Source organism: Azospirillum sp. TSH64, assembly GCF_003116035.1.
Taxonomy (GTDB): domain Bacteria; phylum Pseudomonadota; class Alphaproteobacteria; order Azospirillales; family Azospirillaceae; genus Azospirillum.
Map to the genome: position 1 here is coordinate 4,428,729 of NZ_LGQW01000015.1, position 19,463 is coordinate 4,448,191.

The 19,463-nt window shown below is 68.2% G+C and carries 21 protein-coding genes; 7 read left to right on the plus strand and 14 right to left on the minus strand.

Annotation, left to right across the window (positions count from 1 at the left end):
* Window positions 1-6: 6 nt before the first annotated feature.
* From TSH64_RS21435 to TSH64_RS21480, 10 genes are all read right to left on the minus strand, one after another.
* Window positions 7-2,751, minus strand: coding sequence for an SUMF1/EgtB/PvdO family nonheme iron enzyme (locus TSH64_RS21435; protein ID WP_109448070.1), 2,745 nt, complete (start codon window positions 2,749-2,751; stop codon window positions 7-9).
* Window positions 2,752-3,012: 261 nt separating this feature from the next.
* Window positions 3,013-4,932, minus strand: a complete 1,920-nt coding sequence (locus tag TSH64_RS21440; protein ID WP_109448072.1) for an adenylate/guanylate cyclase domain-containing protein — start codon at window positions 4,930-4,932, stop codon at window positions 3,013-3,015.
* Window positions 4,933-4,939: 7 nt separating this feature from the next.
* Window positions 4,940-6,061, minus strand: a complete 1,122-nt coding sequence (locus TSH64_RS21445; RefSeq protein WP_109448074.1) for a DUF4384 domain-containing protein — start codon at window positions 6,059-6,061, stop codon at window positions 4,940-4,942.
* A 27-nt stretch (window positions 6,062-6,088) separates the two neighbouring features.
* Window positions 6,089-6,466, minus strand: a complete 378-nt coding sequence (locus tag TSH64_RS21450; protein WP_109448076.1) for a hypothetical protein — start codon at window positions 6,464-6,466, stop codon at window positions 6,089-6,091.
* A gap of 26 nt (window positions 6,467-6,492) precedes the next feature.
* Window positions 6,493-7,299 (minus strand): OmpA family protein, encoded by an 807-nt coding sequence (locus tag TSH64_RS21455; RefSeq protein WP_158285403.1) that lies wholly within the window; start codon window positions 7,297-7,299, stop codon window positions 6,493-6,495.
* Window positions 7,300-7,415: 116 nt separating this feature from the next.
* On the minus strand, window positions 7,416-8,987 hold the full coding sequence (locus TSH64_RS21460; RefSeq protein ID WP_109448080.1) for a DUF4384 domain-containing protein: 1,572 nt from the start codon (window positions 8,985-8,987) through the stop codon (window positions 7,416-7,418).
* Between the two features lie 67 nt (window positions 8,988-9,054).
* Window positions 9,055-9,648, minus strand: coding sequence for a DUF4399 domain-containing protein (locus TSH64_RS21465; RefSeq protein ID WP_109448082.1), 594 nt, complete (start codon window positions 9,646-9,648; stop codon window positions 9,055-9,057).
* A gap of 38 nt (window positions 9,649-9,686) precedes the next feature.
* Window positions 9,687-10,121, minus strand: coding sequence for a DUF4399 domain-containing protein (locus TSH64_RS21470; protein ID WP_109448084.1), 435 nt, complete (start codon window positions 10,119-10,121; stop codon window positions 9,687-9,689).
* Window positions 10,122-10,336: 215 nt separating this feature from the next.
* Window positions 10,337-10,672: a hypothetical protein gene (locus TSH64_RS21475; protein WP_109448086.1), complete on the minus strand. Its 336-nt coding sequence runs from the start codon at window positions 10,670-10,672 to the stop codon at window positions 10,337-10,339.
* 127 nt (window positions 10,673-10,799) lie between these two features.
* Window positions 10,800-11,198 (minus strand): RidA family protein, encoded by a 399-nt coding sequence (locus tag TSH64_RS21480; protein WP_109448088.1) that lies wholly within the window; start codon window positions 11,196-11,198, stop codon window positions 10,800-10,802.
* A 153-nt stretch (window positions 11,199-11,351) separates the two neighbouring features.
* Between TSH64_RS21480 and TSH64_RS21485 the strand changes: the two genes are divergently transcribed.
* On the plus strand, window positions 11,352-11,948 hold the full coding sequence (locus tag TSH64_RS21485) for a TetR/AcrR family transcriptional regulator (protein WP_199237626.1): 597 nt from the start codon (window positions 11,352-11,354) through the stop codon (window positions 11,946-11,948).
* Window positions 11,949-12,016: 68 nt separating this feature from the next.
* Here the strand turns inward: TSH64_RS21485 and TSH64_RS21490 are convergent, their stop codons facing one another.
* Window positions 12,017-12,394 (minus strand): cytochrome c family protein, encoded by a 378-nt coding sequence (locus TSH64_RS21490; protein WP_109448092.1) that lies wholly within the window; start codon window positions 12,392-12,394, stop codon window positions 12,017-12,019.
* 311 nt (window positions 12,395-12,705) lie between these two features.
* Here TSH64_RS21490 and TSH64_RS21495 point away from each other — a divergent pair, with 311 nt between their 5' ends.
* Together TSH64_RS21495 and TSH64_RS21500 are read left to right on the plus strand one after the other, a co-directional pair.
* Window positions 12,706-13,557 (plus strand): LysR family transcriptional regulator, encoded by an 852-nt coding sequence (locus TSH64_RS21495; RefSeq protein ID WP_158285404.1) that lies wholly within the window; start codon window positions 12,706-12,708, stop codon window positions 13,555-13,557.
* 98 nt (window positions 13,558-13,655) lie between these two features.
* Entirely contained in the window at window positions 13,656-13,877 is a 222-nt protein-coding gene (locus TSH64_RS21500; RefSeq protein ID WP_146208056.1) for a hypothetical protein, read from the plus strand.
* Window positions 13,878-13,893: 16 nt separating this feature from the next.
* Here the strand turns inward: TSH64_RS21500 and TSH64_RS21505 are convergent, their stop codons facing one another.
* The 3 genes from TSH64_RS21505 to TSH64_RS21515 are packed head-to-tail and all read right to left on the minus strand — an operon-like array spanning window position 13,894 to window position 16,101.
* A complete protein-coding gene (locus TSH64_RS21505; protein WP_109448098.1) occupies window positions 13,894-14,202 on the minus strand; it encodes a DUF3325 family protein in 309 nt (102 codons plus the stop codon).
* Complete coding sequence (locus TSH64_RS21510; RefSeq protein ID WP_109448100.1) at window positions 14,195-15,766, minus strand: PepSY-associated TM helix domain-containing protein; 1,572 nt, start codon at window positions 15,764-15,766, stop codon at window positions 14,195-14,197. Before TSH64_RS21510 ends, TSH64_RS21505 begins: the two co-directional genes overlap by 8 nt.
* On the minus strand, window positions 15,763-16,101 hold the full coding sequence (locus tag TSH64_RS21515) for an iron uptake protein (RefSeq protein WP_109448102.1): 339 nt from the start codon (window positions 16,099-16,101) through the stop codon (window positions 15,763-15,765). The genes TSH64_RS21510 and TSH64_RS21515 overlap by 4 nt, the downstream gene beginning before the upstream one ends.
* 265 nt (window positions 16,102-16,366) lie before the next feature.
* On the opposite strand from TSH64_RS21515, the gene TSH64_RS21520 reads away from it, so the two are divergent.
* From TSH64_RS21520 to kdpA, 4 genes are all read left to right on the plus strand, one after another.
* A complete protein-coding gene (locus TSH64_RS21520) occupies window positions 16,367-16,963 on the plus strand; it encodes a gamma carbonic anhydrase family protein (protein ID WP_109448104.1) in 597 nt (198 codons plus the stop codon).
* 200 nt (window positions 16,964-17,163) lie between these two features.
* The gene (locus TSH64_RS21525) at window positions 17,164-17,373 is read left to right on the plus strand and encodes a hypothetical protein (RefSeq protein WP_109448106.1); all 210 of its coding nucleotides are present in this window, start codon (window positions 17,164-17,166) and stop codon (window positions 17,371-17,373) included.
* Between the two features lie 271 nt (window positions 17,374-17,644).
* The gene (locus tag TSH64_RS21530; protein WP_109448108.1) at window positions 17,645-17,734 is read left to right on the plus strand and encodes a K(+)-transporting ATPase subunit F; all 90 of its coding nucleotides are present in this window, start codon (window positions 17,645-17,647) and stop codon (window positions 17,732-17,734) included.
* 13 nt (window positions 17,735-17,747) lie between these two features.
* Window positions 17,748-19,457 carry a potassium-transporting ATPase subunit KdpA gene (gene kdpA, locus TSH64_RS21535; protein ID WP_109448110.1) on the plus strand — a complete coding sequence of 570 codons (1,710 nt, stop codon included), beginning with the start codon at window positions 17,748-17,750 and terminating at the stop codon, window positions 19,455-19,457.
* The last annotated feature ends 6 nt before the right edge of the window (window positions 19,458-19,463 follow it).

Genomic DNA, 19,463 nt, shown 5'->3' on the forward strand with positions numbered 1-19,463 from the left:
CCCCCGTCAGTTCACCTCCCGCGCCACCCGGAAGCCATTGGTCAGATAGCGCACGTCGATGTCATAGCTGTTGCGCATCGTTCCATTGATCGCTTCCAGCTTGTCGCGCCAGGACCCGCCGCGCAGAACCCGCTTGCGGCAGTTCCCCTGCGTCCAGGCGCTGCCGTCGGCCGGGGCACCCTGGTAGTTCTTGTTCCAGCAGTCGGCCACCCATTCCGCCACGCCGCCGTTCATGTCGTGCAGACCGAGCGGATTGGCCTTGTAGCTGCCGGCGGCGGCCGGGGTCAGATGTTCGTGCGGACCGCCGCAATCGTCGCAGTCGGCGTGGTTCCCCTCCTCCGCCCCCCACCAGAAGGGCGTGGTGGTGCCGGCCCGCGCGGCGAATTCCCATTCCGCCTCGCTCGGCAGGCGATAGCGCTGGCCGGTCTTGCGGCTGAGCCAAGCCACATAGGCCTGTGCATCCTGCCAATGCAGATTGTGGACAGGGGTTCCATCGGTCGGGTTGGTCATGCGCGGCATGTCGGTGCAGCCGCCCTCCTGGATGCAGGCGCGCCATTCGCCGACCGTCACCTCATACATGCCGAGCGCGAAGGGCTTGGCGATGGTGACGCGGTGGACCGGCCGTTCCGACGGGTCGCCCTTGTCGTTCCCCATCATGAAATTGCCGGCGGGCACCCGCACCAGCACCGGACAGGTCGGACAATCCTGGAAGCTGTTGCCCGAGCCATGATTGCGCGCGGTGCCGTTCGTCGGCCCGGATGGCGCGGTTGAGGGCGCAGCCGGCGGCACGGTCGCCGCCACCTGCGGCTCGGACGGCGGTGGAGCCGCGGCCTGGACCGGCGCCGGCGGCGCTTCACGCTTCAACAGTGCGGCGGCGACGAAGCCCTGGGTGCCATCCTCAAGCGCGATGCGGTACCACCCGCCGTCCGGCACGCGGCCGAGAACCTGCACCACGGCTCCGCGCGCCACCCGGCCGACCCGTGCGCCGCCATTGGCCGGCGTCGCCCGCAGGATGCCTTCCGCCGTGACCATGTAGCGTCCGGGCTCCGCTGGCTCCAGGCCCGGTCCCATCGCCGTTTCAGGCTTGGCTTCCGCCTTCGGCGGCGGCTCCGCCGGTTTCCCGGCGAGCTTCAACGCCTCAAGCTGGCGGCGGGCCACCGGGGCGTAATTGCCGCTGCCGAACAGTTGCAGGAAAGCCTGAAGGTCGCCGGGCTCCTTGCTGGACTGGATGCGCTTCCACAGGCTGTCTTCCAGCTCGGCCACCGGGGCGGTGCCGGGTGCCGCGATTTCCACGCTGACGCTCGCCGTGGCGGTGCCGCCGCGCCCGTCATCGACGCTGTAGCGCAGGGTTCCGGCCGGACCGGGGGCGGCGGCCTCCGGGTCGAAGGTCAGGCCGGTCAGCGCCTGGACGGTCAGCCGGTCGCCCGACTTCACGACGGCCGACCCATCGTGGACGCTGCCGCGCTCCGGCACGGCGGTGACGGTGACGGTCAGCGGGTCGCCGTCCGGGTCGGACGGCGCGTCGATTCCCATCGGATTGCCGGCGACGCGCAGTTTGCGCTCCGCCACCACCGCCGGGGGCTGGTTGCTCGGCTTGATCGTCACGGGGATGGCGCCGGTGGTCATGCCGCCGCGCCCGTCGGCCACCAGGAACTCGAAGGCGCCCGCATCGCCGCGGAAGCTGCCATCGGGCTTGAAGCTGGTGGCCGCCAGCTGATCCACCGTCAGATAGTCGCCGATCAGCACGCTGCGCTCCCCGACGCGGACGGTGCCGCCGCGCGGCAGGCCGGTGATGCGGGCGTACATCTGATCGTCGTCAGGATCGGTCGGCTTGCCGGCCCCCAGCGGCTCCGCGCCGGCACGATCCAGCACGGTCAGCGCCCGCAACTCCCCCAGCACAGGCGGCCGGTTGGGCGGGCGGGGATTGAAGTAGAAGGGGGTGGCGCCGAGCGACCCGTAGACGAACGGCTCCTGCCGGCCGTTGGTGGCCTGCTTCACCGTATCGCGCACATTGCGGAAGAACAGGCTCAGCTCCAGCCCCGGTGTCTGGAGATGCTGGAGCAGCGCCGCGCTGAAGGGGCTGTGGTCGCCGGTTCCGTCCTCCGCCAGCTGGTCGGCGCGGGTCGCCATCGCCACCAGCGTGTCGCTCGGCGTGTCGTCGACGCTGCCGAAGCCGGGATGGGCTTGGTTGCGGTTCGAGCCGCTGCGGGTCAGCCGGTCGACGAAGGGATTGTTGCGGCAGGCGTCGAGGATGAGGATGCCGAGCTTGCGCGCGCCCGCCAGTTCACCCATCGGCAGATTCAGCGGGATCGCCTCATAGACCAGATCGCGTTCGCGTTCCAACTGGGCATCGGCCGGCAGCAGATAGTTGACGCCGTTCACCTGGATGCCGTGCCCGGCATAGAAGATCACCGCCACGTCGGCCTGCGACGCCTTCAGCCCGAACTGGCGCAGGGCGGTGGCGAAGCCGCGGGCGTCCAGATCGTACTGCTCGTCCACCGTGAAGTTCAGTGCCCGCAACGCCTCGCCGATGGCTTTCGCATCGTTGCGCGGGTTCACCAGTTCCGGCGCATTGCGGTAATTGCTGACCCCGATCACCAGCGCCAGCCGGCTTTCCGCCGCGGCACCGGCCGGCGTCTGCCCGGTGGTGGCCGGACCGGCCGCAAGCGCGCCCCCGCCGAGGGCCATAACCGCCAGCAAAAGGAGCAGCACCGCGACCATCGCCCGGCAGGGTCCGACCGGTTTTACCATCCCCGCCTCCGTACCCGTGCAAAGAGGCGCCGCACTCCGTCGTCGGTCGCATACGACCTATAGGCTCACCGGCGAAGCTTGCGGCGCATAGCGGATGGCTGTTCGAATCGATTTCGGAAATTGCCGGCAGCCCGCCATGGATGGAAGGAAGCATACCATGGCTCAATTGCATTCCAAGCCGCCCCATGAGCCTGAACCCGGCAAAAGAGGGGGTGGCAGGCCGAAGTGATTACTTCCTGTATCGAGGATTAATGCTGATGATTATCGCCGACGGCTATCGGCATCTTCATCGTCGATCAACAGCCAGATCCGCACCGCTTTCACCTTCCCCTTCAGCGCCACCTCCCCCACCGGCAGCGCCGTGCAACGGACGTCCGCCGCCTGCGGCCCCCCCTGCCGCACCGCCTGCCATGTCGGATCGCCGACGATGACCCGGCAATGGCGCGACGTGCGGGCATCGACCAACTTGCCATAGGCCTCCAGCCGGGCGGCGGTGTTCGCGGTGTCGCCGAGAAGCGAGTATTCGCTGTGCCGCAACCCGCCAAGGCTGCCGGCGACCAGCGGGCCGGTGTGCAGGCCGACCCGGATGCCGACCGGCGGCAGCCCTTCCGCCTGCCACCGCCGGTTCAACGCCACCAGTTCCCGGCCCATCTGCAAGGCGCAACGGACGGCGCGGCCGGCGTCGGCGTCGATCTCGTCCTGCGTGCTGCGGGCGACCGGCGCGCCGAACACCGCCAGAATCGCATCGCCGACGAAGCGCAGAACCACCCCGTCATTGGCGGTGACGATGTGCACCATGGCATCCAGATAGCCCTCCAGCCAGCGGATCAGCGGTTCCGGCTCCAGGGCCTCGCAAATGGTGGTGAATCCCTCGATATCGGAGAACAGCACGGTGGCAGTCAATTGCTGCGGGCGCGGGCGGTTGCCGGTCATGAAGGTCGCGCGTTCGCGCCAGATCTCCTCCGCCACCGGTTGGGAGACATGGTTGGCGAACAGCTGCATCATCACGCGCCGGTCCGCCCGTTCGCGCAGCGACATCTGCACGGTCATGGCGGCGAGACCGGCTCCCCAGGCCAACGACGGCGCCACCAGCGGCACCAGCGGACCACCCGCCGCGAACAGCACATTGGCACCGGTCCAGGCGGCCGCCGGCACAAGCAGCCCGGCCGCCGCCACCAGCCACAAGGGCAATCCGGCCAGCGCCACCGCCACCCCGGCCGCCGCCATCAGCAGCGCCAGCGCCGCTTCTCCCGCGAATGGCAGGCGCGGGTTCTGCCGCCCGTCGAGAAGCTGGGCCAGCACATGCGCCTCGATCTCCACCCCCGGCGTCGATGCACCGGCCGACGACAGCGGCGTCCGATGCTGATCGATGCCGGCCAGTGCCGTGCCCACCAGCACCGTCCGCCCGGCCAGCCAGCTTTTCGGCAGAACGGCGACAGTTTCCGCGGGATAGACCGGGAACGGGCTGGTCGAGCCGTCCGGCCGGCCATGCCAGTCGATGCGGAACGGTTCGCCCGGCACAACCGACACACCGCCCAAACGGGCAAGCTGAACCGGCAGGCTCGGCGTGCCGTCGCCGCCGAAGGGGACATGCCAGCGCACCGCGGCATCCAGCCGATCCTTCGCCAGATTGGCATGACCGCGCGGCATCCCGTCGGTGAAGCCGTCGAGGAAACGGCGCTGCCGCTCGGTCAGCGGCGTCTGCTCCAGGGCGGTGATCGCCACCACCGGGACCGGTGCGCCCAGCATGGCGCGGCGCAACTGCTCGTCCAGGACCGGAAGGCTGGGTTGGTCGAACAGCACGTCGATGCCGATGGCGCGGACCCCGGCCGCCGCCAGCACGCCGACGATGTCGGCCAGCATGCCGCGATCCACCGGCGACCGGCAGGCAAGACCGGCGAAGCTGTCCTCGCCGAACAGCACCAGCGCGATGGCGGGATGTTGTGGCTGCGCCGGAGCGGCAGCGGCGATCAGCCGGTCGGCCAGGCTTTCATCCGCGGTGCGCAGCGGCGGCACCAGCCGCGTGGCGGCAAGCGCCAACGCCGCACCCGCCAGCATGACGGCCACCGGCAGCCACCGGCGCGACCAGCCGCGACGGTCCGGCGGCCGGTCGCGCACCGCCGGTTTCGCAACGGCGGGAGCCTCCGGCCCTTCCCTGGGATTCGCCGGCGGGCCGTCCATCCGCTCCTCACCGAACCTTCAGGATCAGTTGGGCGGAGGCCACCTCCGTCTCGCGCAGGCGGGACACCGCGCGGTCGAGCTGGCCGGCGGCATCCTCGGCCAAGGGGCGGAAGGCGGCATCGCGGCCGGGAAACTCGCCGTCGAGATTGCGGCTGGTGGCGATGCAGCGCACCTCCAGATCGGCAGGTGCGTCCCCGGCGCGCAGCGGCATGCGGTCGCCGGACAGGCTGATCGGAACATTGCCCATCACCCGGGCGCTCATTGTGGCACCGGACGGAAAGATCGGGATCAGCTGGCCGCGCGCGTTGCGCAGATAGCAATAAAGATGGGCATCACGGTCGGTCTGCACCCGCAGGCGGATGTCCTCGCCCGGCCGGTAGGCGGCATTGCCGGCCGGATCTGCGGAGAGAAAGACGTCGAGCGGCACCATCGCGTCGCGCAGGGACGCCATCGCCGCCCCGATCTGCCCGGCGCAGCCGGCCGATGCCAGGCCGACCGCCAGCGCCGCCCCGCCCGCGGCCTCCACCATGCGGACATGCAGGGTGCCGACCGGTGTCCCATCCGCCCGCAGCATGCCGATGTCCATCCCGTCCGCGAGCGGCAGGCTCCGCGGCCAGGGGGCCGGGCTGCCGTTCATCCATTCGACCGCCGCGCGTTCCCCACCGGCCTGCAACGTCAGCCGGTCCAGTCCCGGTTCCGCCGGGCGACGCAGCACGGGGGAACTGCCGGCCTTGACGCATTGCGTGCCGAATGCCGACGGGTCGATGGCCAGCGCCTTCTCCAGCGCCGCATCCAGCGGATTTCCCAGCGCACGCGCGGCGCCGAGGTCGCTCTGCATGAACCGGTCGTCGCCGGGACCGGCACGGGCCGACACGGCACCGTCCGCCGCTTGGCCGGGAACCCCGTCATAGGGACCGCGCAGGCGCAGCAGGCGGCCGTTGGCGAACAACAGCGTCGCATTCGCCCCGTCGGGAAGCCTGACCGCCTGCCCGTCGGTAACGAGCTGGCCCTGGACATAGCCGGGCGCACTGGACGCCACGACCACAGCCTCCGCCGCGGCCTCCTGCCCGAAGCCCAGGGCGAGGACGGTGGCGGCGCCCAGCAAAGAAGAAAAGCGTCTCTTCGGCATGATCGTCACCTCCTGGATTTGAAGGGATCAGTCGCGGTTCCGGCCCTTGCCGCTGGCGGCTCCGTCATCGGGAGCCAGCAGGCAGGCGGTGCGGGACTGCGTCACCACCGACACCGCTCCGTCCGTCCCGCCGTTGCGGCGGAAGCGCAGCCCGTTCATCTGGCTGGCGATGCTGAGCGAGACGACGGCAAGATCCTCTTCGTCGATGATCTTATGCCCGTCCTGCCAGCATTGGACCCGGACCCGCTTGCCGGCGGGGGCAACGTCCACGCCGCCCGCAACACCGCCGCTGGTGGCACCCGACGTGTCGGCCCCCTTCTTGCGGACAACCGTGGCATCAGCGGCACCGGCGAGCCATAGGGCGGCAAGACCGAGGCAGGCCGCGAGGAGCAGAGCGTGTTTCATGGCATCCTCCTCCGTTCGGGCCGCACTCAATGGGTCGGCTTGAATTCGACGCGCCGGTTGCGGCCGTCATAGGGGTTGGCGGCGATCGGCGCCGTCGGGCCCTTGCCGTCCACCGTGATCCTCTTGGGGTCGATCCGATGGACGCGGACCAGATACTCGCCGACCGACACCGCGCGGCGCTGCGACAGCAGCATGTTGTGGGAAAGGCTGCCGCTGGCGTCGGTGTGGCCCTCCACCGTCAGTCCCAGGGTCGGATCCTCCTTCATCAGCGCCCCGACGGCGTCGATGTAGGAGGCGGACTCGGCCGGGATGTCGGCGGAATTGAGCGCGAAATTGATGCGGAAGCCGAAGGCCTGCGGTGCGGCGTCCTGCTGCTGGGCGACAGGAGCGGCGGGCGGCTCGGCGGTGGCCGTCTGGGCGGCCGGGGCCTCGGTGCGCACCTCCTGCCGGCGCTGCTTGTGGGCGGGGCGGCTGGGTGCGGCCTGCGCAGCGGGTTGGGGTGCCGGTTGGGCCACGGGCTGCATTTCGGACTGGGGCGCCGGCTGCGCTGCGGGCGGGATCGGCGCCGTGCCATAGTTGATTTCGTCGATGGGCCGGGGCCGCTTGGCGGCAGCACCGGCCGCACCGCCGATGATCTCGATGCTGCGGGTGCGGATTTTGGGTTCCGGCGCCACCACCTCGCGCAGTTCCTCCACGCTGGGCGGCCGGTCGAACATCATCACCTTCGATGAGCCCGACCCTTCCACCGTCTGGGCGGATACGGAACCGGCCCAGGCGGCGGCCAGCATCGGCAGGGTGGCAAGCAGCGTATGAGACAGAATGGACTTGGTCATATCGGGCTCCATGGGCAGGAGAAGGAACGGCGTTGCCCCGGTTCTACCGCCACCACCCTGCCCCGCGCTGTGAGCCGGCCAACAGTCGGCTCCCGATTGCGGCGGTTCGCCCGAGGTTACTCCCCCTGTGCCAGCGTGCCGGGCAGCACCTTCACCGTCAGCCGCTTGGCGCGGGCATCGCTGCCCTTGGCGGTCGCGAAGGCATTGATCACGTCATCCAGGGCGGCGCCGGGTATGGGCTGCAGATCCTCGCTCTTGAACGCCTCGGGGATCCGCACGCCGATCTCGTCGTGCGACAGGACGCAGGCGACCGTCTCCTCGGCATTGGGCCGGTCCATGCGCAAATTGAAGGGCTTCTGCACACCGGGCGGAATTTCCACCTGCCGGCTGGCCTCGACGAAGGCGTCGGGCTGGAAGCGGTTGGGGAAGATGCGGGACACCGTGCCGGCGGCATCGCGGTAGTAGCAATAGACGAAGCCGTCCGCCGTCGGCTGCATCCGCACCACCAAGGCTTCGCCGGCGCGGTAGCGCGGTGCCGGCCCGCGGTCCGACGACAGCAGCAGGTCGAGCCGGGACGGCGACGGCTGGGCGCGGGGCAACCCTTCGCCCCCGGCATTGCTGACGCTCTGCAGCCTAGCCGGCGGCGCCCCGCCGCCCTGGCTGCCTTGGCCGGGCGGCTTGGCGAGCAGGCGCTGGTAGAGGTCGAAATCGATGCGGCCGGTGGCGATCAGGTCGCTGTCCGCCTGGAAACGGCCGACCGCCTCGGCTGTCCGCTGGTCGAGCTGCCCGTTGACCGGCCCGTCGTAATAGCCCTGTGCCGACAGCGCGCGCTGGGTGAAGGTCACGCGCTCCGACGGGGCCATGCCGTCGAACCATCCGCGCGCCTCCGCCATGAAGGCGGGGTTGGTCTGATCGATGCCCAGGCATTGCCAATAAGGCACGCGGGTCAGCTTGCCGAGCACCTCGATGGTGCTGAGTTCGACCAGCGTGCGCACCCCCTGGTGCAGCCCTTCCGACCGGTTGAGCGAGATGTTGAAAGACAGGCCGGCCTTGCCGATCACCCCGCCGGTGTCGGCCCCACGCCCCGAAGATACCACCGCCAGCGTGTTGGACGCCGACATGCCGGGGATGATCTGGCGCGTCACCAGTTCCCCGACATTGAGGTCGACCGAGACCATCGACACCACCTGATCGGCGGACACGCCGATGTCCAGCTTGGGCAGCGACAAACCGGCCCCCGCCGCCTCGCTGACCACATTGTCGTCCAACTGGGTGATGGCGCCGCGGATGTAGTAGGACGGCGCACGGAAGTTCGGCTGCACCCCGATCATCCAGTACAGCGCGTTGACATCGTCCAGCGCCGGCTCGAAATCCACGAAACGAAAGGCGTTGGAGGTCTCCGACATCCGCGAGACGGCGGTGATCAGCATCTCCTTCGTGCCGCCGGCGACCCGGCCGGTGGCGTCGGGCAGGCCGTTGGCGGTGATGTAGATATCACGCTTGCCATGGGTCCACAGCAGCGTGTCCATGCAGCGCAGCGCCTCGCTGAAGCTGCTGATGGTGCGGACGGCCGGGGTCTTCGGCTGCTGCACCACGCGAGCCATCTCGCCGGAGGTGAAACAGCCGCCCAGCGCCAGCGTCAGGCCGACGGATACCACGGCGGAACCAAGGAACCGGACCATGCTCATCGGCGCTGTCTCCTGTGGGTTTGTGGTCCGGCTTGCTGCCTGCGCCGTCAGGCCGGCTGAGGACCGGTCACCGCGCCGACAGTTGCGGGCTGCGGTCGGCGCGGACCGTGATGGTGATCTTCTTCGACATGATCGGCGGGTCGTGCGGCACATGGTCGGCATCGGCCAGGACCAGTTGCAGCGTGTGGCGGCCGGGCGGCAGTTCCAGGATCGTTTCGGTCTGGCCCTTGCCGAAATGCAGGTGCTGCTTGTCGCTGGGGATCGGCTCGTTGAAAGTCTTGAGGTCGGTGTCGATCAGCAGATGATGGTGCCCGGTGCCGTCCTTGCGCACGCCGGCCGGCGCGACGCCGAAGTTGCGCAGCCCGAACCACACCTTGAAGCGCGTCCCCACCACCTGCCCGTTGTTGGGCCAGCCGATGTAGAGCCATGCGTCCTTTCGGCCGGGCGTCCGCTGCCCGGCCGCAGCGTCGCTCTGCCCGGCCTTCTGGCTGTCCTTCTGATCGGCCTTCTGTTGGGCGGACGCATCCGCCGCAGCCGCGGGCGTCGCCGCGACCGTCAGCGGCGCGAGCGACAGCACTGCCCAAAGCGCCGCGCAGGATACGGCGCCCAGTACCGGTTGCAGGCGGCGAACGGTCGTAAGCGCGCACGAATTCGTTGTCATGCTGCCCTCCCTGGCAGGGACGAAGCCAACGGCTCCGGTCAGCGGACGGTGATGGTCACCTTTTCCGACATCACCGGCGGGTTGTGCGGAATATGGTCGGCATCGCCCAGGACCATCTGCAGCGTGTGGGTTCCGGGCGGAAGCTCCAGACGCGCTTCGGTCTGGCCGGCGCCGAAATGCAGGTGCTGCTTGTCATTGGGGATCGGCTCGTCCGGGTTCGTCAGATCGGTGTCGATCAGCAGGTGATGGTGCCCGGTGTCGGCGTGGCTGATGCCCGCCGGTGCGATCCCCATGTTCTGGAGCCCCATGCGCACCCAGAATTTTCCGCCAGTGATGACCGTCCCGTTGGGAGGCCACAGGATGTAGGCACGCGCGTCGTCAGGCGCTTTCGCCCGGTCGGCCATTCCCTGCCCAGCCAGAAACAGCGGCAGAAGCAGCAGGGCGCCGACTGCGATAACGGCAGTCCGCAGCATGATTTCCCCCTGTTTTCTTCATTGCCCTTTGTCCAATGACATCGATCTTAGTCTTCGACCGCGAAGCAGGGTTCCCCCGAATTCTTGGGTAATCCCATCCCGTTGAAAAACAACCCGCTCCTGCGCCACACCCTTCCGAATTGGCGGACAATCGCCGTCCCCATCCCCACCATTGCGGGGGAGGACGGCGCAGGGAAGACAGACAGGCGACCTTTTCAGCGCTTGATCCCAAACAGTTGCTCGTTCATCACCGCCCGGTCCGCAGTTGCGACACCGCCGGCCCGCCGCGGCAACTGCAATCCGCCGCCCATCGCTCCGTTGGCCAGGGCCGGGCCATTCGTCCGGCCGTTCCCCATCCAGGGCGGAAAAGCACCGCTGGGACCGGCCGCATTGGGCGGCACGTTGCCGATCCGGTTCCCCAGCAGGGAAACGGCCGCAGCCGAAAGCGGCACGCCACCGGACTGCACCTCGAACGCCGCGGCCGGCCGGACAATGGTCGTCATCGTGACGAGAACGGGCAGGCAAAAGGCAACGGCGGCAAGGCTGCGCATCGGGGTTTTCCTCCGCGGAACAGGACCAGGGCAACAGGGCCAGGGACGGCATGGACCCATCCTGCCGCAGGTCATCCGCCCGCCGCTGTGAGCGGGACCACAGCGGCAGGCGGAAAGCCGAAAAGCATCATCCCTGCTCGGGAATACGGGCGATGACCTTGATTTCAAAATCGAATCCCGCCAGCCAGTTCACCCCGACCGCGGTCCAGTTGGGATAGGGCGCATCGCCGATCACCGTCTCGCGCACCGTCATGATGGCATCGAACTGGTTGGCCGGATCGGTGTGGAAGGTGGTGACGTCGACGACATCGTCGAAGGTGCAGCCGGCTGCCTTCAACACGTTTGCGAGATTGTCGAAGGCCAACCGCACCTGCCGCTCGAAGTCGGGTTCCGGCGATCCGTCCGCGCGGCTGCCGACCTGCCCCGATACGAACAGGAGATCGCCAGAACGTATCGCCGCCGAATAGCGGTGCTTTTCATAGAGCGCGTGCCGGTTGGCCGGAGTGATCGCGTCGCGTTTGGCCATGGTGGTGGTCCTCCTTGACTGCCGGAATGGCCGGCATCGGGCTTCACAGCGCGGCTGCAAGTTGATATACGCCGCGTATGCGAACCACAACACACATACGTTGCGTATGTCAATTCACATACGCAACGTATGCAGAAGTTTCTGGAGAAGGCAATGGCCGCCAAAAAGCGATCCGAGATGATGGAGGAAACCCGCGCCAAGCTGATCGCGTCCGCGCGCAAGGCTTTCGCCGAACAGGGATTCGCCGCCGCATCGATGGATGAGCTGACGGCGGAGGCCGGGCTGACGCGCGGCGCCCTCTATCACAATTTCGGCGACAAGCGCGGGCTTCTCCAGGCCGTGGTCGACCAGCTCGACACGGAGATGGCACAGCGCGCGCATGCCATCGCTGCCAGGGCCGGTAGCGACTGGGACGGATTGCTGGCGGAAGGTGTGGCCTATATCGAGATGGCGCTGGAGCCCGAGGTCCAACGCATCGTCCTGCTCGACGGACCGGCATTCCTGGGCGATCCCTCGCAATGGCCGAGCCAGAACGGTTGCCTTCAAATGACGCGGCAAACGGTGGAACGGCTGATCGCGCAGGGAATCGTCAGGCCCATCGACCCCGAAGCGGCCGCCCGGCTTTTGAATGGGGCGGCATTGAACGCCGCGCTCTGGGTGGCGGCCAGCCCCGATCCTCAGGAGGTCCTCGCCAAGGCGGTCGATGCGTTCCGCGCCCTGGCGGAAGGGCTGCTGGCACGCCCATCCTGAAATAGCCACAGCCCCGCATCGGCGGAGCTGTGGCAACAGACAGGACGATGCTTCCGCCAGTTCAGAGGTTACTTGGACTCACTCTTCAGATAGGCGATCAGGTCCGCGCGCTTGGCATCGTCCTTGACGCCGGCGAAGGCCATCTTGTTGCCGGGAAGCGCCGCCTTTGGATCCTTCAGATAGGTGTCGAGCTTCTGCTCGTCCCAGTCATAGCCGGCATCCTTCACCGCCGCGGAATAGCTGAATCCATCGACGCTGCCCGCCTTGCGGCCGACGATGCCATGCAGGTTCGGGCCGACGCGGTTGGGGCCGCCGGCCTCGATGGTGTGGCAGGCCTTGCAGGTGTTGAACACCGTCTTGCCCGCCGCGGCATCGCCGTCCGCGGCCTGCGCGGCGGCGGTTCCACCGGAAATCAGAATGACGGAGGCCAACAGAATTTTGCGCATGACGGACACAGCGGAACTCCCATTTCTCAACGTTGTCTCCGGCCAACCGAGAAAATTGGTCGGGCTTCCTTCCGGCGAGCAAGCGGAAGCTAAAGGCGGCCATTGAGGCCAGGAAGCGAATTTACCCGATGGTTGTCATCGGTTTTTCCGATACGATCCTGCCGCATTAGGGGAACCGCCGGTCGCGGCTGCATCCAGTGGATGTGACGAATCGTCTCACACCGGTCGGTCGCGATCAAGCCGCCGATGGCGTAGGTCTTGCTCCCCGTCCGTGGAGGCGGGGTTTCGAGCGAGGTATCATGGATACGGAAATGGCCCGGACATTTCTGGAGGTCACGGCGGCGGGCAGCTTCATGGCGGCAGCCGACCGGCTCCATGTGACCCAGTCGACCGTCAGCACGCGCATCCAGCAGTTGGAGCAGCAGCTTGGCTGCCGGCTGTTCGTGCGCAACAAGACCGGCGCCACGCTGACCAGCGCCGGCCTGCGTTTCCAGAGACATGCCGCGGCCATCCTCCGCCTGTGGGAGCAGGCCCGGCAGGAGGCCACCCTGCCCGCCGGCCACAAGGCGCTGCTGCGCATCGGCAGCGAAGCCGGCCTGTGGAACCGCCTGCTCTACCGCTGGATTCCCTGGATGCGGCGCAACGCCAACGACATCGCCCTGCGCTGCGACGTCGGCCTGCCGAACGGACTGCTGCAAGGGCTTCAGGACGGCACGCTGGACGTCGCCGTCCTCTATTCGCCGCGCGCCCTGCCGGGCCTGTCAATCCGCCTGCTGCTGGAGGAGGAACTGGTCCTTTTCCGCATGCCGGCGGTCGAGGATTACCTGGAGGAGCCCTATGTCCACATCGACTGGGGCGACGATTTCCGCCGCAATGTGCGGCTGCATCGCCCGGACGTGCAGGCCGCGCCGGTGTCGATCGGCGTCGGCACGCTCGGGCTCGACTATGTCAAACAGTGCGGCGGCACCGGGCATTTCCCCCGGCAGCTCGTCCAGCCGCTGATCGATGCCGGCAAGGGGGAAATCCTGCCGGAAGCCCGGCCGCTCAGCCTTCCCATCTACGCCGCCTACCCGACCGACGCCGACGACACCATCATCGACCCGGCCCTCACCGGGTTGAAGGCCATCCTGGGCGAACCGGCCGGCGCCCGCAATTCACTTTGATAAAACCGATACAAACCATCGGTTTATTTCGCTTTTTGCGATGGATGGCGCTGCCTAGGATCGGCTTCAACCAAAACCTGAGATAAAGGTCCGATCCGATGTCAATGCAACTGGCGCAGCCGTCCCTGCTCGAAGAGGACGGCGCCGCGGCGGAAACGAAGTTCCGCCGGTTCGAGTCGCCCTACATCGTGTTTCCGTCGCTGATCCTGCTGCTGATCATGCCGTTCGGCATCGTCTTTCACCCGGTCTGGCTCGCCACCGCCGCCGAAGTGGGCGTGGTCGTGATGTTCATCGCCATTTTCCGCATGATGCGGATGTGAGGCCACCCCCCCGCCGTTAAGACGCGCGGCCGCGGGCGGATCGCGTCTTCCAGGTGACGGTCGCCGCAACCGCCAGCGCTGCCGCGCTCAAGGCCAGCACCCAGAGCAGGAGGCCGAAGCCTGTTCCATCATGGCGCACCGCGACCGACAGCGCCGCCGCCAGGCACAGCAACGCCGCCAGCCGCAGCCGGAATACCGTGCGGCGCGGCGGCCCCCGCCTGGACTCGACGAGGTCGCGCCAATGCCGCTCCACCGACAGGGCAAGGGCGGCGAAGGCGAAATAGCAGAGCCCGAAGAGGCCGGGCAGCATCAGGGCATCAGGCATGGTCGGTCACCTCCGCCAGGGTTGAGAGTTCGGGATCGCGCCGCCGGGCCAGCCGACGCGACACCCGCCAAGCGGCGGCGGCGGTCAGAGCCAACACCGCATCGACGCCCAGCACCGCCCAATCGGCGGCGGCCACGGCGCGGATGGGATGTTCCCCCGTCGTGATCCAGTTCAGCACCACGCAGGCTGCGGCCAGCAAGGCGACCGCGGTGCATTGTTCGCTCCAGGGCGGGTCCGTCCGGGTGCTGACGGCAGCATGGACGGCGCTCCCGATCCAGATCACGAAGAAGAGGCCGACCTCCACAAGCTCCCGCGACGGGATGCCGGCCGGCAGCAGCCGGTTGGCCGCCATCATCGCCAGCGTGGCGATCAGCAGGCCGGAGGTGCTGCCACAGGCGATGGCGGCGACGCTGCGCCAGCCGGCGCCGGGCTTCACGCCATGGGCGACCCGCCGCTTCTCCATCCAGTACAGCATGCCGGTGCCGATCAGCACGCAGCCGGACAGCCCGAACAGGAAATACAGCCAGCGCAGCGGCCAATGGTCGAAGGCGGCGAAATGCAGCCCCGACAGGACGCGGTGGGTTGCCACCACCGGCCCCGGCCGCTGGTATTTCAGCACCTGCCCGGTAACGCCGTCGAAGAAGACCGGCTGGACATCGAGGCTGATGCGGTCCCGCAGAGCGCGGTTGATGCGGACGACCGACGCGGCATCGCCGGCATTGTAGACGAACACCACGGCCGGCTCGCCCCCGCCCCACAGCCGGCGGGCCTCCGCCACCATCGGATCGAGCGGCGCCAGCGGGGCAGCGATGCCGCTGCGCGGACGGCTGTAGTTGCCCAGCGCGTCGTCGTAGAAGCGCCGCACATCGCCGCCATACAGCGCCTGGACGCCGGCCGGCAGCACGATGGGCAGGACGATGACGATCCCGGTGATCGTGATCATCAGATGGAAGGGCAGGACCAGCACGCCCGCCAGATTGTGCAGGTCGAGCAGGGAGCGGCGGACCTGCCCCCAGCTGCGGAAGGTGAAGAAATCCTTGAAGATCCGCGCATGGATGATGACACCGGAAATCAGCCCGGCCAGCATCGCCACCGAGGCGAAGCAGACGATCCAATAGCCGATGAAGCCCGCCCGCAGATGCAGGCTGTAATGCAGTGGATAGAAGAAATAGGTGGCTCCCAGCGTCCCGACCGGCGGCAGCAGCTGGCCGTCGCCGGTCGCCATGCCGCCGGCATTGCCGGTCTCGGTCCGAAGCTGAAGCGCCATCACCGGCCGCCGTTCGTCCGGCAACTGCACATACCAGTCGCGCACCGTCCGCCCGGCGGCGAGCTTCTCCACCGCCGGCAGCACCGCATGGTCGAGCGAGACCGGCACGGTCTCCACCGTGCCGACACGGGTGGCGGGCATCATCCAGCGGTCGATCTCGGAGGCGAACACCGCCAGCGATCCCATGAAGAAGATCAGCATCAGCAACCCGCCGAGTGTCACCCCCGCCCAGGTGTGCGGCCACAGCATGGCGGCGCGCAGCGCCGAGCTGATAAGCTTGCGCGTCTTCGCCGTCATGGCCCCACTATCCCGGCGAACTTCCCGGCAAACTGCGAGGCCGCGATCAGCAGCACCCCGCCGCCGCCCAGCACCGCCCAGCCGACCGTGATCCGCGGGACCGCAAAGGCCCACAGCGACGCCGCCGGCAGCACCACCAGCGCCAGCAGGCTGGAGGCGGTAACCGCCTCCGCCGGGGCCATGCCCGCCAGCGCCCCCAACTCCGCCCCGAAGGCGGCGAGGCCCCAAGCGAAACCATAGGCGCCGAACACCGCCGCGGTCACCCGTGCGGCAATGCGCAGGCGCGGCGGCGCAGCCCGTCCCTCAACCCGTCCGGACTGCCCGGCAGTCTTCATCGCGATGCTCCCCCTGCCATTGTGCCTGCCAAAGCGCCGACGCCCCCGACACGGTTCACGCAGCTCCAACCTTGATAATGATACTGATTCTCATTTGCAAGATTCTCCTCGTTCCGCGGGAGAAAGACGGGCAGCCGGCGGTCGGAGGCTGGAACCGCGCAGAGCGCGACGCTGCCGGCCGGACTGGGCTACACTCGGGCCGACATCGACCGGCTGCTTCCCGACCGGAACCAAGACCCTGCAGGGCCAAAAAGGACAAGAACCAATGACCACCGAGAGCGCAACCGAAACGACCTCCGAAACCGGGGCTTTTGAAACCGGAGACGCCCTGCTCGCCCGACACCCCGGCGCCATCATCCGGCCCGTCAAGGGAGTATGGCCGCGCATCGCGGCCGACGCCTACATCGCTCCCGGCGCGGTGGTGGTCGGCGACGTCACCATCGGGGCGGAGGCCAGCGTCTGGTACGGCTGCGTCCTTCGCGGCGACGACCACAGCATCACGGTGGGGCCGCGCACCAACATCCAGGACGGCACCATCATCCATGTCATGCTGAACGAGTATCCGACCATCATCGGTGCCGACGTGGTGATCGGCCATGGCGTGCGGATGCATGGCTGTACGCTGGAGGACGGCTGTCTGGTCGGCATCGGCGCAATCGTGCTGGACGGCGCGGTCGTGGAAAGCGGCGCCATGCTGGCGGCCGGTGCTGTGCTGACCCCGCGCAAGCGCGTCCCCGCTCGCCAGCTTTGGGCCGGAAGCCCGGCCAGGCATCTGCGCGACGTGACCGACGCCGAGGTGGAGTTCATCGCCTTCGACGTGCGCCACTATGCCGGCCTGGCACGGGCTGCGTCGGGACGCTGATGACGGAGCCGGGGCGACCTCCGATCCGAACGGGCATCGCCCCACCTGACCGTTACTGCACAGCCGACAGCCCGGACCGGGGGCGCGTATAGCGGCCGTATATTTCTCAGGCATCACGCGCCCCATCGCATTTATATGCCCCGCAGCCCTCTTCTCAGTGGGATAGCGGCCATTGGCCGCCCGTAAACTGTGAGGCTGTCATGCAAGGAAAATCGCCTCTCGGGCTGCTCGACCGGACCATGCCTGCCCCGGCGCGCATGGAGGACTGCGACCTGCGGGCATCGGACGACACGTCGGATGGAGCTTTCCCCTCCCCGCACGCGGTGCTGGGCGAGGCGGCGATCACCATCGCCGCCTTCCTGCTGATCGCATTCGCGCTGCAAATGCTGGCCTTGTGGATCGGGGCCTGACCGGCTGAGACGATCGCGCGGATGCCCGGACGGCCCGCCGTATATATGAACCCTATATTTTCCGGCCCTGCCGTCCCCCATCGAATCTATACGCGGCTCCGGCGCACCCTCACAGGGTCGGACCTCCCCCGCCACCATGACGGCGTGGGGGACGCAATTCCGGAGACCCAAACGATGCTCGACCTGCTGTTTCTTGCGCTCACCGTCGGCTTTTTCGCCGCGGCGGTCGCCTATGTCCATGCCTGCGACCGGCTGTGAGGGGAGCGGCGCCATGTCCCTCGATTATGCCCTGGCCGGCCTCGTGACCGCCGGACTGCTGGTCTATCTGGTCTATGCCCTGATCCGCCCCGAACGGTTCTGAGGAGATCCATCCCATGACCGTCAACGGCTGGATCCAGATCCTGGTCTTCCTCGCCCTGGTCGTCGCGATGACGCGGCCCCTGGGCGGCTTCATGACGCGCGTCTTCACCGGCGAGCGCACGCTGCTCTCCCCCATCCTCGGCCCCGTCGAGCGCGGCCTCTACCGTCTGGCCGGCGTCGATGAACGCACCGAGCAGCATTGGGTAACCTACGCCGTGTCGATGCTGCTGTTCAGCGCCGCCGGCATGGTTCTGCTCTATGCCCTGCAACGCCTCCAGCCGGTCCTGCCGCTGAATCCGCAAGACATGGCGGCGGTGCCGGCCGACCTCGCCTTCAACACCGCGGCCAGTTTCACCACCAACACCAACTGGCAGAATTACGGCGGCGAGACCACCATGGGCCATCTGGTACAGATGGCCGGGCTGACCTTCCACAACTACGTCTCGGCCGCCACCGGCATCGCGCTGGCGGTGGCTCTGGTTCGAGGCTTCGCCCGCACCTCGGCCCGCACGGTGGGCAATTTCTGGGTCGATCTGACCCGCGCCACCCTCTATGTCCTGCTGCCGCTGTGCGTCGTCTGCGCGCTGTTCCTGGTCTGGCAGGGCGTGCCGCAAACGCTGGCGGGCGCCGTCGATGCCACCACGCTGGAGGGTGCGAAGCAGACCATCTCGCTCGGCCCCGTCGCCTCGCAGGAGGCGATCAAGATGCTGGGGACCAACGGCGGCGGCTTCTTCAACGCAAACTCCGCCCATCCCTTCGAGAATCCCAACGCCCTGACCAATCTGGTCGAGATGCTGTGCATCTTCGCGCTGGGCGCCGGGCTGACCAACCTGTTCGGCCGCATGGTCGGCGACGAGCGCCAGGGCTGGGCCATCCTCGCCGCCATGGGGCTGCTGTTCGCCGCCGGCGTCTGCGTCGCCTATTGGGCCGAGGCCCAGGGCAACCCGGCCTTCGCCGCCTTCGGGATCGACGGCAGCGCCGGCAACATGGAGGGTAAGGAGACCCGCTTCGGCATCGCCGCGACAGCGCTGTTCGCCACCGTCACAACCGCCGCCTCCTGCGGTGCGGTCAACGCCATGCATGACAGCTTTATGCCGCTGGGCGGCATGGTGCCGATGATCAACATGATGCTGGGCGAGATCATCGTCGGCGGCGTCGGCGCCGGCCTCTACGGCATGCTGCTGTTCGCCATCGTGGCGCTGTTCGTCGCCGGCCTGATGGTCGGCCGCACGCCGGAATATCTCGGCAAGAAGCTGGAGGCGAAGGAGGTCAAGATGACCATGCTCGCCATCCTCTGCCTGCCCCTGATGATGCTGGGCTTCACAGCCGTCGCGGTGGTGCTCGACACCGGCACCGCGTCGATGGCAAATGCCGGGCCGCACGGCTTCTCCGAAGCGCTCTACGCCTATGTCTCGGGTGCCGCCAACAACGGCAGCGCGTTCGGCGGGCTGACCGGCAACACGCCCTGGTACAACGTCACGCTGGCCATCGCCATGCTGGTGGGCCGCTTCCTGGTCATCGTGCCGATGATGGCGATCGCCGGCTCCCTGGCGTCCAAGGCCCGCGCCCCCGTTTCGGCCGGCACCTTCCCCACCCATGACGGGCTGTTCGTCGGGCTGCTGGTCGGCGTCATCCTGATCGTCGGCGGCCTCACTTTCTTCCCGGCTCTCGCCCTCGGCCCGGTGGTCGAGCATCTGGCGATGACCGCCGGCACCCTCTTCTGATCGGGA

Coding starts and splice junctions, on each gene's coding strand:
- TSH64_RS21480 (WP_109448088.1), bottom strand. CDS start 11,198: ATGGCCAAACGCGACGCGATCACTCCGGCCAACCGGCACGCGCTCTAT.
- TSH64_RS21450 (WP_109448076.1), bottom strand. CDS start 6,466: ATGAAACACGCTCTGCTCCTCGCGGCCTGCCTCGGTCTTGCCGCCCTA.
- TSH64_RS21495 (WP_158285404.1), top strand. CDS start 12,706: ATGGCCCGGACATTTCTGGAGGTCACGGCGGCGGGCAGCTTCATGGCG.
- TSH64_RS21475 (WP_109448086.1), bottom strand. CDS start 10,672: ATGCGCAGCCTTGCCGCCGTTGCCTTTTGCCTGCCCGTTCTCGTCACG.
- TSH64_RS21485 (WP_199237626.1), top strand. CDS start 11,352: ATGGCCGCCAAAAAGCGATCCGAGATGATGGAGGAAACCCGCGCCAAG.
- TSH64_RS21510 (WP_109448100.1), bottom strand. CDS start 15,766: ATGACGGCGAAGACGCGCAAGCTTATCAGCTCGGCGCTGCGCGCCGCC.
- TSH64_RS21440 (WP_109448072.1), bottom strand. CDS start 4,932: ATGGACGGCCCGCCGGCGAATCCCAGGGAAGGGCCGGAGGCTCCCGCC.
- TSH64_RS21530 (WP_109448108.1), top strand. CDS start 17,645: ATGTCCCTCGATTATGCCCTGGCCGGCCTCGTGACCGCCGGACTGCTG.
- TSH64_RS21520 (WP_109448104.1), top strand. CDS start 16,367: ATGACCACCGAGAGCGCAACCGAAACGACCTCCGAAACCGGGGCTTTT.
- TSH64_RS21470 (WP_109448084.1), bottom strand. CDS start 10,121: ATGCTGCGGACTGCCGTTATCGCAGTCGGCGCCCTGCTGCTTCTGCCG.
- TSH64_RS21465 (WP_109448082.1), bottom strand. CDS start 9,648: ATGACAACGAATTCGTGCGCGCTTACGACCGTTCGCCGCCTGCAACCG.
- TSH64_RS21515 (WP_109448102.1), bottom strand. CDS start 16,101: ATGAAGACTGCCGGGCAGTCCGGACGGGTTGAGGGACGGGCTGCGCCG.
- TSH64_RS21490 (WP_109448092.1), bottom strand. CDS start 12,394: ATGCGCAAAATTCTGTTGGCCTCCGTCATTCTGATTTCCGGTGGAACC.
- TSH64_RS21445 (WP_109448074.1), bottom strand. CDS start 6,061: ATGCCGAAGAGACGCTTTTCTTCTTTGCTGGGCGCCGCCACCGTCCTC.
- TSH64_RS21455 (WP_158285403.1), bottom strand. CDS start 7,299: ATGACCAAGTCCATTCTGTCTCATACGCTGCTTGCCACCCTGCCGATG.
- TSH64_RS21460 (WP_109448080.1), bottom strand. CDS start 8,987: ATGAGCATGGTCCGGTTCCTTGGTTCCGCCGTGGTATCCGTCGGCCTG.
- TSH64_RS21500 (WP_146208056.1), top strand. CDS start 13,656: ATGTCAATGCAACTGGCGCAGCCGTCCCTGCTCGAAGAGGACGGCGCC.
- TSH64_RS21505 (WP_109448098.1), bottom strand. CDS start 14,202: ATGCCTGATGCCCTGATGCTGCCCGGCCTCTTCGGGCTCTGCTATTTC.
- kdpA (WP_109448110.1), top strand. CDS start 17,748: ATGACCGTCAACGGCTGGATCCAGATCCTGGTCTTCCTCGCCCTGGTC.
- TSH64_RS21525 (WP_109448106.1), top strand. CDS start 17,164: ATGCAAGGAAAATCGCCTCTCGGGCTGCTCGACCGGACCATGCCTGCC.
- TSH64_RS21435 (WP_109448070.1), bottom strand. CDS start 2,751: ATGGTAAAACCGGTCGGACCCTGCCGGGCGATGGTCGCGGTGCTGCTC.